Annotated in this window: 11 protein-coding genes and 3 tRNA genes; 12 read left to right on the top strand and 2 right to left on the bottom strand. The window is 19.7% G+C overall.

The window, feature by feature from the left end:
- Positions 1-10: 10 nt before the first annotated feature.
- The 5 genes from infB (at position 11) to GJU02_RS01520 (ending at position 7,433) form a co-directional block, all read left to right on the top strand.
- Complete coding sequence (gene infB, locus GJU02_RS01540) at positions 11-2,350, top strand: translation initiation factor IF-2 (protein ID WP_168919331.1); 2,340 nt, start codon at positions 11-13, stop codon at positions 2,348-2,350.
- Positions 2,351-2,411: 61 nt separating this feature from the next.
- Entirely contained in the window at positions 2,412-2,774 is a 363-nt protein-coding gene (rbfA, locus tag GJU02_RS01535) for a 30S ribosome-binding factor RbfA (protein WP_211080495.1), read from the top strand.
- A 221-nt stretch (positions 2,775-2,995) separates the two neighbouring features.
- A complete protein-coding gene (gene rpsO / locus GJU02_RS01530; protein WP_168919329.1) occupies positions 2,996-3,265 on the top strand; it encodes a 30S ribosomal protein S15 in 270 nt (89 codons plus the stop codon).
- Positions 3,266-3,359: 94 nt separating this feature from the next.
- Complete coding sequence (gene pnp, locus GJU02_RS01525) at positions 3,360-5,456, top strand: polyribonucleotide nucleotidyltransferase (protein WP_168919328.1); 2,097 nt, start codon at positions 3,360-3,362, stop codon at positions 5,454-5,456.
- A gap of 285 nt (positions 5,457-5,741) precedes the next feature.
- Complete coding sequence (locus GJU02_RS01520) at positions 5,742-7,433, top strand: DEAD/DEAH box helicase (protein WP_168919327.1); 1,692 nt, start codon at positions 5,742-5,744, stop codon at positions 7,431-7,433.
- Positions 7,434-7,482: 49 nt separating this feature from the next.
- Here GJU02_RS01520 and pgi read toward each other — a convergent pair whose 3' ends face one another.
- Positions 7,483-9,099, bottom strand: coding sequence for a glucose-6-phosphate isomerase (pgi, locus tag GJU02_RS01515; protein ID WP_168919326.1), 1,617 nt, complete (start codon positions 9,097-9,099; stop codon positions 7,483-7,485).
- A gap of 171 nt (positions 9,100-9,270) precedes the next feature.
- Between pgi and GJU02_RS01510 the strand changes: the two genes are divergently transcribed.
- Together GJU02_RS01510 and fldA are read left to right on the top strand one after the other, a co-directional pair.
- Positions 9,271-10,050 carry an alpha/beta fold hydrolase gene (locus GJU02_RS01510; RefSeq protein WP_168919325.1) on the top strand — a complete coding sequence of 260 codons (780 nt, stop codon included), beginning with the start codon at positions 9,271-9,273 and terminating at the stop codon, positions 10,048-10,050.
- 24 nt (positions 10,051-10,074) lie between these two features.
- Positions 10,075-10,587, top strand: coding sequence for a flavodoxin FldA (fldA, locus tag GJU02_RS01505; protein WP_168919324.1), 513 nt, complete (start codon positions 10,075-10,077; stop codon positions 10,585-10,587).
- Positions 10,588-10,639: 52 nt separating this feature from the next.
- On the opposite strand, the gene glnS is transcribed toward fldA, so the two are convergent.
- Positions 10,640-12,298, bottom strand: a complete 1,659-nt coding sequence (gene glnS, locus GJU02_RS01500; protein ID WP_168919323.1) for a glutamine--tRNA ligase — start codon at positions 12,296-12,298, stop codon at positions 10,640-10,642.
- A 102-nt stretch (positions 12,299-12,400) separates the two neighbouring features.
- Between glnS and GJU02_RS01495 the strand changes: the two genes are divergently transcribed.
- From GJU02_RS01495 to ybeY, 5 genes are all read left to right on the top strand, one after another.
- Positions 12,401-12,475 (top strand) — tRNA-Met (locus GJU02_RS01495).
- 19 nt (positions 12,476-12,494) lie between these two features.
- A tRNA-Leu gene (locus GJU02_RS01490) sits at positions 12,495-12,585 on the top strand.
- Between the two features lie 21 nt (positions 12,586-12,606).
- A tRNA-Gln gene (locus GJU02_RS01485) sits at positions 12,607-12,678 on the top strand.
- 62 nt (positions 12,679-12,740) lie between these two features.
- On the top strand, positions 12,741-14,081 hold the full coding sequence (miaB, locus tag GJU02_RS01480; protein ID WP_168919322.1) for a tRNA (N6-isopentenyl adenosine(37)-C2)-methylthiotransferase MiaB: 1,341 nt from the start codon (positions 12,741-12,743) through the stop codon (positions 14,079-14,081).
- A gap of 18 nt (positions 14,082-14,099) precedes the next feature.
- On the top strand, positions 14,100-14,558 hold the full coding sequence (gene ybeY, locus GJU02_RS01475; protein WP_168919321.1) for an rRNA maturation RNase YbeY: 459 nt from the start codon (positions 14,100-14,102) through the stop codon (positions 14,556-14,558).
- The last annotated feature ends 51 nt before the right edge of the window (positions 14,559-14,609 follow it).

Genomic DNA, 14,609 nt, shown 5'->3' with positions numbered 1-14,609 from the left:
AGTAGGCAGCATGATTGATGCTATTGATGCTGTTATAACTATAAAATTATTAGCTAGTGAAATTAAAATTTCAGTAAAAAATATAATTAAATATTTTGCTAATTTAGGTATTTCTAAATTAGAAAATGATCTAGTTAATAAAGAAGAAAAAAAAAAATTTTTAATATATTTAAAAAATAAAAAAATAAAAAATTTAAAATTATTAAATATAAAAAAAAAACAATTTAATACATTCTTAATTAAGAAAAAAGTTTCTTTATCAAAAAATAAAAAAAATTTATTACAAACATCACTTAAAAATACGAATCATTTTTTATCAAAAAAAAAAAAACTAACAAAATTTAAATCATTTATTAAAAATAATAATAAAAAAATCTATAATTTAGATTATAAAAAAAATTTAGAATTAAATAAAAAAAAAATACATAAAAATAAAAAATATTATAAAAATAAAAAATTAAATATTGATGTTTTTAATAAAAATAAAAAATATAAAAATAATAAAGAAAATAAAAAAAAAATTATTAATAATAAATACAAGAAAAATTTTTCTAAATTATATCAAAATTTTAATAAACCAATAAAAAACATTAATCGTAATATCATTATTAATGATACAATTAGTATTACTGAATTATCTAATAAGATGGCTGTAAAAAATACAGAATTGATAAAAATTTTAATTAATATGGGGGAAAAATTTTCGAATATAAATCAACAATTAGATCAGGAAACAGCTCAATTAATAGCAGAAGAAATGGGACATAAAGTTACATTACGTTGTGAGAATGATATAGAAAAAATATTAATTAATAAAAATAATATTAATATATTACCAATTATTCGTCCTCCAATAGTAACAATTATGGGACATGTAGATCATGGAAAAACTTCATTATTAGATTATATTTTTTCAAGTAATATTACTGCAAAAGAAGCAGGAGGTATTACTCAATATATAAATACATATGAAATAAAATTTAATAATAAAAAAATAACATTTCTTGATACTCCAGGTCATGAATCTTTTACTTCTATGAGATTTAGAGGTAGTCAAATTACAGATATTATAGTATTAGTTATTGCTATTGATGATGGTATAATGCCTCAAACTATAGAAGCAATAGAACATGCTAAAAAAAATAAAGTACCAATAATAGTTGCAATTAATAAAATTGATAAAAAAATTTCAAATTTTAAAAAAATAAAAAATGAATTAAGTAGATATAATATTATTTCTGAAGAATGGGGTGGAGATAATATTTTTGTTAAAATTTCAGCTAAAACTGGAGAAGGAATAAATAAATTATTAAATGCTATTTTATTACAAGCTGAAATATTAGAATTAAAAGCTATTAATCAAGGAGCTGCAAAAGGAATTGTTATTGAATCTTATTTAGACAAAGGAAAAGGTCCTATAGCTAATATTTTAATTAAAGAAGGTATGTTAAAAAAAGGGGATATAGTACTTTGTGGATGTACTTATGGAAAAATAAAAGGATTAATAAATTGTAAAGGATTAGATATTTTACAAGCAGGACCTTCAACTCCTATTAAAATTTTAGGTTTATCAGAAATTCCATATGCTGGTGATAATTTAATAGTAGTAAATAATGAAAAACAAGCTAAGGAAATAGCATTATATAGAAAAAATAAATATAGAGAAATAAAATTAGCTGATAAACAAAAACAATTTAGAAAAGAATTTTTAAATTTAGATCATAAAAATATTCATGAAATAAATCTTTTATTAAAAGCAGACGTACAAGGTTCTGTAGAAGCTATTAAAAATACATTAATAAATTTATCTAATGATAATATTCATATAAAAATTATTTATTCTGGCGTTGGAGAAATTACTGAAACAGATATTTCCATGGCAATTGCTAATGCTGAAAAAAATGTAATTATTATTGGTTTTAATGTAAAATCAAATAATATAATAAAAAATATAATAAAAATGGAAAGTATACAAGTTATATTTTTTACAATTATTTATGATTTAATTAATTATATGAAAAAATATATACAAAATATTCTAACTCCCAAATATAAAGAATTAATTCTAGGATTAGCAGAAGTTAGAAGTATCTTTACTATTCCTAAAAGCGGTATTATAGCTGGTTGTATAGTAACATATGGAATAATAAAACGTAATAATTTAATTAAATTATTTAGAAATAATAAAATTATTTATAAAGGAAATATAGATTCTTTAAGAAGATTTAAAGAAAGTGTAAATGAAGTTCGTAATGGTATGGAATGTGGAATAAGTATTAAAAATTTTAATAATATTCATACAGGAGATAAAATAGAAATTTTTGAAAAAATTGAACTTATAAAAAAATAATTTTCGAAAAAATTACTTTTAATTATATTAATCTGAAATGTATATAAAAAGGAGTATTTTATTGTATCGTAATAAACGTATCGCATATGAATTAAAGAAACAAATAGCAAAAATAATACAAAATAATCTTAATGATACAAGAATCAATAAATTTAGTACTATAACTGATATAATAATATCAAAAGATTTTTCATATGCAAAAATTTTTATAATATTGTCATATAAAGAAGAAAAATTAAAAATTAAAAAAAATTCACTTTTTTATCTCAATAAAATTACAGAATATATTAGATATATTCTTAAAAAAAAAATAAAATTACGTAAAATACCAAAAATAAAATTTTTTTTAGATTATTCATTAAAAGAAGGTAAATATATTAGTAATATTTTAAATAACTTAAAAATTAAAAAAAGTAAATTATAAACTATCAAAATAATAAATTATATTTACCTTATTTTTTTTAAAAAATAAGTAATAGACAATAAATAAAATTATTATTTTTAATAAATTAAGAAATATTTCATATATTTAAAAAATATATTTTTAATTTTATTTAAATTTATCAAATTAATAACAAAAATTATATAATAAAATTTAAATTAATAAATTTTATTAATTTATAAATAATTTAATGGAGTTAAGTTATGTACTTAAATGCAGAAAAAAAAACAAAAATAATAAAACAATATGCAAATAATTCTAAAGATAAAGGATCAACAAAAGTACAAATAGCTTTGTTAACATTTAAAATTAATTATCTTCATAAACATTTTACAATTCATAAAAAAGATCACCATAGTCGCCGAGGACTTTTACATATGATATCACAACGAAGAAAATTGTTAAATTATTTAAAAAAAAAAAATTTATACAATTATAATATATTGATTGAAAATTTAGGGTTAAGAAGATAAATATATTTTTACATTATCTCTATTGAACTAGAGATTTTAAAATTAATTTATTTTATTTATATAAATAAAAATTTTTATTTAAAGGATATTTATTTTGTTAAACCCGATTATTCATAGATTTTGTTATGGTAATAATACTGTAACTATCGAAACAGGAATGATAGCTAGACAAGCAACATCATCTGTAATGGTTAGTATTGATGATACTGCTGTTTTTGTTACATTAGTAGTAAATAATGAAGTAAAATTAGAACAAAATTTCTTTCCTCTATCTGTACATTATCAAGAAAAATTATACGCTGCTGGTCGTATCCCTGGAAATTTTTTTCGTAGAGAAGGAAGACCTAGTGAAAGTGAAATTTTAATTTCTCGTTTAATTGATCGTCCTATAAGACCTTTATTTAAAAAAGGTTTTTTAAATGAAATTCAGATTATTGCAACTGTAATGTCAGTAAATCCTGAAATTAATCCTGATATTGTAGCTATTATTGGTGCATCTACAGTTTTAAATTTAGCTGGTATTCCATTTAATGGCCCGTTTGGTACTGCACGTGTTGGTTATATTAATAATAAATATATACTAAATCCTAATATTCAAGAAATGAAAAATAGTTCATTAGATTTAATTGTTACTAGTACTCAAAAAGCTATTTTAATGGTAGAAGCCAAATCTAATTTATTAACTGAAAAACAAATTTTAGATGCTATAATATATGGACATAATCAACAACAAATTTTAATTAATAATATTATTCAATTATGTGATAAAGTAAAAAAAAAATCTTATAAATGGATTTTATATCCTTTAAATGAGAAACTTAAAGAAAAAATTTATCTTTTATCTTATAAAAAATTAGTAAAAGCATATAATATTAAAGAAAAACAAGATAGAATGAAAAAAATTAATTCTATTAAATTAAATATTCTTGAATTAATTAAAGAAGAAAAAGAATATGATAATATTTCTATTTATTATTTAAATGAAATTTTTTATGAATTAGAAAAAAAAATAGTTCGAAAAAATATTATAGAAAAAAATTTAAGAATTGATGGACGTGAACATGATATGATACGTAATTTAGATATACGTATAGGTATTCTTCCAAGAACACACGGTTCTGCTTTATTTACAAGAGGTGAAACACAATCTTTAGTAACTGCAACATTAGGAACAACTAGAGATGCACAAACTTTAGATGATATACTTAATAATAAAACAGACCATTTTTTATTTCATTATAATTTTCCTCCTTATTCTGTTGGTGAAATTGGAATAATTAGTTCTCCTAAAAGACGTGAAATTGGTCATGGAAATTTAGCAAAAAAATCTTTAATACCAGTAATGCCTAATTTAGATATATTTCCTTATACTATTCGTATCGTATCTGAAATTACAGAATCTAATGGTTCTTCTTCTATGGCTTCAGTATGTGGAGCATCATTAGCAATGATGGATGCAGGTATTCCAATTAAAGATGCTGTCGCTGGTATAGCTATGGGTTTAATTAAAGAAAAAAATAATTTTATAGTATTATCCGATATTTTAGGTGATGAAGATCATTTAGGTGATATGGATTTTAAAGTAGCAGGTACTAAAAAGGGAATTACTGCTTTACAAATGGATATGAAAATAGAAGGAATTACATATAAAATAATAAAATTAGCTTTATTTCAAGCAAGATTAGCTAGATTACATATTTTAAAGGTAATGAAACAAGCTATTCCTATTCCTAAAAAAAACATTTCAGAATTTGCCCCAAGAATACATACTATAAAAATTAATCCAGAAAAAATTAAAGATATGATAGGTAAAGGAGGATCTGTTATTAGAGCTTTAACTGAAGAAACTGATACAATTATTGAAATAGAAGATAGTGGAATTGTAAAAATTGCTGCTAAAAATAATGAAAAAATTAAGTTTGCAATTCGACGTATAGAAGAAATTACAGCAGATATCATTGTAGGGCAAATATATAATGGAAAAGTTGTACGTATTGTTGATTTTGGTGCTTTTATTTCAATTGGTAATGGAAAAGAAGGTTTAGTACACATTTCTCAAATTACTAATCAACATGTAAATAAAGTAAGTGATTATTTACAATTATTACAAAATGTAATTGTAAAAGTTATGGAAATTGATAAACAAGGAAGAATAAGATTAAGCATAAAAGCTGCTATCAACAAAATGTAATTTTTTAAAAATTTATTTTATAAAAAATTATTTACAAATAATTACATAAATGATTTTAATCAATAATATTTCAAAATATAAATATTTACTAAATATAGTCATTTATAAAAAATTAATTGTAAAATAATTATTTATATAAAATAATTTTAATATTTGTAATTATGTTTAATATAAAACATAATTACAATGTAATTGTTAATTTTTATACCCCCATCAAATAATTATTATATAATTACTTATATTAAATTTTTAATTATATACTCATTTAAATAGGCATTATACTACATGACAAATATTATTACTTTTAGCACACTTGGTTTAAATAAATTTTTATTAAAAGCATTAAATGATATAGGGTATGTAGAACCATCTCCTATACAAAAAAAATGTATTCCATATTTATTATTAGGAAAAGATGTATTAGGAATAGCACAAACAGGTAGTGGTAAAACTGCTGCATTTATATTACCATTATTAAATAATTTAAATATATCTATCAAAAAAACTCAAATATTAATTTTGACACCTACAAGAGAATTAGCGATACAAGTAACTAAAGCAACATCTATATTTGCAAAATATATAAATGGAATTAATATTTTAGCTTTATATGGTGGACAATCTTATCATATACAATTTAAACGTTTACATTTAGGTGTTCAAATTATTATAGCTACTCCAGGACGGTTACTAGATCATATCCAAAGAAAAACAGTTAATTTATCTAAATTAACTAGTTTAGTTATAGATGAAGCAGATGAAATGTTAAGAATGGGATTTATTGAAGATGTAGAAAAAATATTATCTACAATACCTAAAAAACATCAAACTTCATTATTTTCTGCAACTATGCCTAAAAGAATTAAAAATATAACTAAAAAATTCATGATACATCCATATGAAATATCTATAAAAACAAATGTTAAAACAATTCCAAATATAAAACAAACATATTGTTTAATATATGGTAAAAAAATCGATGCTTTAATGAAATTTTTAGAAACAGAAAATTTTAATGCAGTTTTAATTTTTGTTAAAACTAAAACTCTAACAATAGAAATAGCTGATATCTTAAAACAATTTAATTATAATGGCGCAGCATTAAACGGAGATATGAATCAGAATAATAGAGAACAAACATTAGAAAAATTTAGAAATGGGAAATTAGATATTTTAATTGCTACTGATATTGCTGCAAGGGGATTAGATGTAAATAGAATTAATTTAGTTATAAATTACGATATACCAATGGATATTGAAACATATATCCATCGTATAGGAAGAACTGGAAGAGCAGGTAGACAAGGTAAATCTTTAACATTTATTGAATATAAAGAACGAAGATTACTTAAAAATATTGAACATAAAATTAAATATCATATTGATGAAATATTATTACCTAATAATAAAATTTTATGTGAAAAAAGATTAGAAAAATTTATCAAAAAAATAGAAGAAGAATCAAAATTAATTAAAAATATCGATTTAAGTAAATATCAAGATATTATATCAACATTAATTATAAAAAATAATATAAATAAAGAAACATTAATTATAATTTTATTAAAATTATCTCAAGGTAAAAAATCTTTAATTTTACCTCCTGATACAATTAACTCAAAAAAAATATTTAATAAAAAAATATATTTTAATAAGAATAAATATACTAAAAAATATAGAAAAATAAAAAAATATATGGAAACTTATCAAATTAATATAGGAAAAAAAGATAAAGTAGAAGTTCGACATATTGTCGGCGCAATTATTAATGAACTTCAAATAAATAGTAATGATCTTGGTAATATAAAATTATTTACTAATTATTCTACTATTGAATTATCTCCTAATATTAAAAATAATATTGTAAAGTATTCTAAAAATATTACAATTTTAAATAAAAATATTAATTTAAAATTAATATTTAAAAAGAATTATAAAAATTTAAATTCAAAATTTAAAAGAAAATATTTTAAATAATAAAATATTACTATATTAATATATATAACTTCTATTATTAAAATAAATTTTAATTAAAATATTTATAAAAATTAATTAATCCCTTAGAAGAATCATCATATTTAATTATTTTTTGAATATTTTTATTTATGTTTTCAACTAAATAATTAGTTATTTTTTTACCTAATTCAACTCCCCATTGATCAAAAGAAAATATATTTAAAATTACTCCTTGTATAAAAATTTTGTGTTCATAATATGAAATTAATAATCCTAAATTATAAGGAGTTATTTTCTTTAAAAAAATAGAATTACTTGGTTTATTTCCAAAACAACATTGATATATATTTTGTTTACATATATAATCATTAATATTTCCAAAAGCTAGTGCCTTTGTTTGTGCAATATAATTTGCAATAAGTTTAGTATGATGATTTTTATATTTATTATGATTAGGTATAGCTGTAGCTATAAAATCACATGGTATTAATTTAGTTCCTTGATGTAACATTTGAAAAAAAGAATGTTGTCCGTTAGTACCTACATCACCCCATATAATTGAGCTAGTTTGGTATTTTATTTTATTACCATTTCTATCTATAGACTTACCATTAGATTCCATATTTAATTGTTGTAAATAGGATGGTAAAAAACGCATATTATCACAATAAGGAATTATTGCTTCTGTTTCCGTATTCCAAAAATTACTATACCAGATACTAATTAATGCCATAATAATAGGAATATTTTTTTCTATAGGAGTAGAAAAAAAATGATAATCCATTTTATTTGCACCTTGTAATAATTTTTGAAAATTATTAAAACCAATAGATAAAGAAATTAAAATTCCAATAGAAGACCATAAAGAAAAACGTCCTCCTATTTCAGATAATAATGGTAAAATATTTTTTTTATCTATACCAAATTTTATTGCTTCATTAATATTATTTGTTACTGCAATAAAATGTTTAGAAAAAATATTTTTGTTTAAATTTGTATTTATATTTTTTGAAAACCACTCTCTTATACTTAAGGCGTTAGTTATTGTTTCTTGTGTACTAAAAGTTTTTGAAGAAATAATAAATAAACTTTCTTCCGGATTTATTTGATTAATAATACTTATTAATTGATCAGGATCAATATTAGATAGAAAAAATAAATTTAATTTATTCTTATATGATTTTAATGATTCTGTAACCATTAAAGGACCTAATTGAGAACCTCCTATTCCTATATTTATTATATTTTTTATTTTTTTATTTGTATAACCTTTCCATTTTTCTGAAATTATATCATTAGAAATATTTTTAATTTTTTCTAAAATTTTATCTATATTGTTATATATTTTTTTATCTTTTAAAAAAAAATTTAGATTATTATATCTTAATGCAGTATGTAATACTGATTGTTGTTCTGTAACATTAATTTTTTTACCATTAAACATTGAATAAATAGCATCAAAACATTTAGTTTCTTTTGCTAAATTTACTAAATAATTTATAGTTTTTTGATTAAGAATATTTTTTGAATAATCAAAAAGAATCATATTCTCAAAATTAATTGAAAAATTTTCAAATCTTTTTTTATCAGTTATAAATAAATCATTAATAGTTATTTTTTTAATTTCCTGAAAATGATTTTTTAATTTTTTCCAAGAAAAAGTTTTTGTCGGATTAATATTTTTCATATAGTATGATAATTTAATATTTTAAAATATTAATTTTAAAATATATTTTTTTTAAAAAATATTTTATTTTTATAAAATAAAGTATATCATAATTTTAAATTTATAAAAAATTCAATTTTTTTATTTTATGTGATAAAATATTGGTATTTAAAATATATTTTATTTTTCTATATGCTTCTTAATTATTCAATTATTACAAATAACATTTCTTCTTTTAAAAAAGAATATACAATTATTATATTACATGGATTATTTGGAAATAAAAATAGTTTATATTCAATAGGAAAATTTATAAATAAGTATTTAAAGTATAAAATTATATTATTAGATATTAGAAATCATGGTTTATCTCCTAGAAATAAAAAAATGGATTATATATCTTTATCTAAAGATGTATTAGATACATTAAATTTTTTAAATATAAAACAAAAAATTATTATTATTGGTCATTCTATGGGTGGTAAAATAGCTATGAATATTACTCAATTTATACCATTTAATAATATTAAAAATATTATTATTCTAGATATAGCACCTATAAAATACAAATATTTTAATAAAAATATATTTTTTGCATTAGATCAAATAAATAAAAAAAATATTTTAACAAGAAAAAATGCATTTCATATAATGAAATTATATATTAAAAATGAATATGTAATAAATACATTATTGAAAACATTTATAAATGGTCAATGGGAATTTAATTTTACAATTTTAAAAAATGAATATAAAAAAATATTAGATTGGAATATAATTCCTAGATGGAAAGGTAATATTTCTTTTTTAAAAGGAGAACAATCAAATTATATAAATAAAATTAATTATAAAGATATTTTCTTTCAATTTCCTAATGCAAAAATATATAATATTCAAAATTCTGGTCACTTATTACATATTGAAAATACAAAAATAGTATTTAAATTAATATTAAAATTATGTTATAAATAATATTTTTAAAGCAAATAATATAAAATGTCAAAAATTGGTATTTTTTTTGGTAGCGATACGGGTAACACTGAAAATGTTGCTTTTAATATACAAAAACAATTAAATAAAAAAATTTCTTCAGTATTTAATATTTCTGAAACAGATAAAAAAGATATTGAAAAATATAATATCCTTTTATTAGGAGTACCAACATGGTATTATGGAGAAGTACAATGTGATTGGGAAGATTTTTTACCTACTTTACAAAAAGTAAACTGTAAAAATAAATATATAGGCTTATTTGGTTGTGGTGATCAAGAAGATTATGGAGAATATTTTTGTGATGCTATAAAAGTTATTTATAACATAGTTAAAACTAATAAAGCTAAAATTATTGGATATTGGCCGACTAAAGGATATCATTTTTATGATACTAAAAGTTTAAAAAATAAAAATTATTTTTTAGGATTAACTATAGATGAAGATAGACAACCGGAATTAACTGATTTACGTATTAAAGTTTGGACTAAACAAATTACTAAAGAACTAAAAATATAATAATTTTAAAATCAATTATATTATATTTAATATAATTGATTTTTTATATAGTTTATTTATTTTTTCTTAAAGATAAAATTCTATTAAAAATTATATTATTTTTACTTGAATATTTTTTATCGAAATAAAAATAACCTTCTCTTTCAAATTGAAAATATTGATTTTTATCATTTTTTAATAAATTTTTTTCGATAAAACCATGACATATTAATAATGATTTTTTGTTTACAAATTGTAAAATATTATCAAATTTATTAATATTTTTTTTTAAAAATAAGTTATTATATAAATAAAATATGGCTGGTTGAGCATCAAAAAAAGATATCCAATGAATTATACCTTTTACTTCTTGTTTTTTCTTATCTATTTTAATCCCTAATGTATTTTTATAATATATACAATGAATACAAATAATGTTGTTATTAATATCTTTTATAATTTTTTTTGCTTTAATTATAAAAGAATATCTTAATTTGACTTTACTTCCTAGAATAAGTCTTTTATAATTTTTTTTTTCTACTTCAGAAAAATCTAAAATATCTATATATATTTCTTTAGTAAAATAAATATTTTTATATCCCATGTTTTTATTATTTGGATGATTTGGAATTAATAATTTAATTTTTTTACCTAATGGTAAATTATCAATAACAATTTTTAAAGGTCTTAAAATAGCCATTGCTCTAGGAGCTAACTTATTTAATTCTAATTTTATACAAGATTCTAGAGAAGAAATTTCTATAACATTATTTTGTTTTGTCACTCCTATACGATAACAAAAATTTTTTAAAGATGAAGCTGTGTATCCCTTTCTACGTAATCCTGAAATAGTTAATAAACGAGGATCATCCCATCCACTAACTATTTTATTTTTTATTAAAATATTAATATTTCTCTTAGAAGTAATACCATATTCTATATTTAATTTTGAAAATTCATATTGTTGAGGATGATTTTTTATATTAATATTATTAAGTATCCAATTATATAATATTCTGTTATCTTGAAATTCTAATGTACATAAAGAATGGGTAATTCCTTCAATTGCATCAGATATACAATGGCTAAAATCATATGTTGGATATATACACCATTTATTATTAGTTTGATGATGTTTTTTATATTTAATTCTGTATAATACAGGATCTCTCATGAGGATTATTTTTGATCTCATATCTATTTTAGCACGTAAACAAAAATTACCCTCATTAAATTTACCTAAACGCATTTTTTCAAATAAATTTAAATTTTCTTTAATTGAACGATCTCTATATGGACTGTTTTTTCCAGGTATTATTAATGTACCTCTATAATTTCTAATATCATCTGTATTTAATTCATCAACATATGCTAAATTTTTCTTAATTAATTCAATAGCATACTCATACATTATATTAAAATAATTTGATGTATATTTAATTTCTTCATCCCATTGAAAACCTAACCATCTTAAATCTTTTTTTATAGATTTAATATATTTTATATTTTCTGTTGAAGGATTAGTATCATCAATTCTTAAAAAAAATTTACCATTATAAAATTTAGCTATTGAAAAATTCAAACAAATAGATTTTATATGACCTATATGTAAATAACCATTAGGTTCTGGAGGAAATCGAGTATATATTAAATTATACTTTTTACTTTTTATATCATTTTCAATAATTTTAAAAATAAAATTTTTTTGGTAAAAATTATTATATTTATACATATTTTTTTTACTCTTTTCACAAATTTAATTTAAATATAAATTTAAATAAATAAATTAGTTGACGTTATAATTTATTATTTACATAATATAAAAATAGTTATTGGCTACGTAGCTCAGTACGGTTAGAGCACAGCATTCATAACGCTGAGGTCATGGGTTCAATTCCCATCGTAGCTAAAATAAAAAAAAATAATTTGCGGAAGTGGCGGAATTTGGTAGACGCACCAGATTTAGGTTCTGGTTATTGAAATTATAATATAATACGAGTTCAAATCTCGTCTTCCGCAAAATATAATAAATAATATTCATGGGGTATAGCCAAGTGGTTAAGGCACCGGTTTTTGATACCGGCATCCCTGGTTCAAATCCAGGTACCCCAGGTTTATTTATTTTTTTTATTTTTTATAAAAATTAATAAAAAATAAATTTATAGTTATTAATTATGTCAAATGATAAATTATATATCAAAACTTGGGGCTGTCAAATGAATGAATATGATTCTTCCAAGATAGCTGATATTATGAAAAATAAATTAAATTGTAAAATTACTAAATCTAGTAAAAATGCAAATATTTTAATATTAAATACTTGTTCTATTAGAGAAAAAGCACAAGAAAAACTATTTCATCAATTGGGAAGATGGAAGTATTTTAAAAAAAAAAATCCTGAAATTATTATTGGAGTAGGAGGATGTGTTGCCACACAGGAGGGTAAAAAAATTTTAAATAGAGCGTACTATGTAGATATTATTTTTGGTCCTCAAACTTTTCATAGATTACCTCAAATGATATATAAAGTACGTAAATTTAAAAAATATTTAATTGATATTAGTTTTCCTAAAATAGAAAAATTTCAATTTTTTCCTATGACAAAAACAGACAAAGTAAGTGCTTTTATTTCTATTATAGAAGGTTGTAACAAATATTGTACTTACTGTATAGTACCACATACTAGAGGAAAAGAAATAAGTAGACCTTACAAAGATATACTTATAGAAGTTAAAAATTTATCTACTCAAGGAGTAAGGGAAATACATTTACTAGGACAAAATGTTAATTCTTATAATTATGTTGATAATAAAAGAAAAAAACATTATACTTTTGCAAAATTATTAACGTTAATTTCAAAAATAGAAAATATTAAAAGAATTAGGTTTACTACCAGTCATCCAATAAATTTTTCTGATGAATTAATTAATGTATACAATAAAATTCCAAAATTAGTAAATTTTTTACATTTACCAGTACAAAGTGGATCTGATAAGATTTTATCTTTAATGAAAAGAAGATATAATATATCTGATTATGTTTCTATTATAAATAGAATTAAGAATGTTAGACCTAATATTCAAATTAGTTCAGATTTTATAGTTGGTTTCCCAGGAGAAACTAAAAAAGATTTTGAAAATACTATTTCATTAATTTTAGATCTAGATTTAGATATGAGTTTTAGTTTTATTTATTCTTCTAGACCAGGAACTCCAGCTAGTAAAATGAAAGATAATACAAATATTTTAGAAAAAAAAAAGCGATTATATTTATTACAAGATTGTATAAAACAACAAACTAAAAAATTTAGTTTAAAAATGGTAAATACAATACAAATTATTTTAGTAGAAGGGATATCAAATCAAAATAATAAATATTTTGGAAAAACTGAAAATAATAGAATGGTTTTTTTTACTTGTAAAAAAAATTATATTGGTCAATTTATTTATGTAAAAATTATTGATTCATATATATATTCTTTATATGGAAAATTTATGTCTATCTATAAAAATTAATTTTTATTTTAGAATGTTATGAAATTAAATATAATCTTAAATTATTACAGTTTTTGTAAAAATAATAATAATTTACCTTTTAAAGATGATATTTTTTATTGGTTATATTCAATTTTTTCAAAAAAAAATATAAAAAAAATTATATTAAATATTTCTATTGTAGAAAAAAATTATATTTTTAAACTTAATAAAAAATATTTAAAAATTTCTAAACCAACTAATGTTTTATCTTTTTTATTAGAAAGAAATATTTCAGATAAAACATTATCAGGTGATATTATTTTATGTAAAGAAATTATTGAAAATGAATCTTTTTTACAAAAAAAATCATTACAATCACATTGGGCTCATATTATTATTCATGCATGTTTACATTTATTACAATATAATCATAAAAATATTAATGAAACATGTTTAATGCAATTAAAAGAAATTAAAATGCTTAATTTACTTGGATACAAAAATCCATATTTTTAAATATAATTTATATATAATTAAAATTATAAAAAATTTTTTTATAAAATAATT

The organism is Enterobacteriaceae endosymbiont of Donacia thalassina (assembly GCF_012568245.1).
Taxonomy (GTDB): Bacteria; Pseudomonadota; Gammaproteobacteria; order Enterobacterales; family Enterobacteriaceae.
This window is presented reverse-complemented; position numbering and strand designations above follow the sequence as displayed.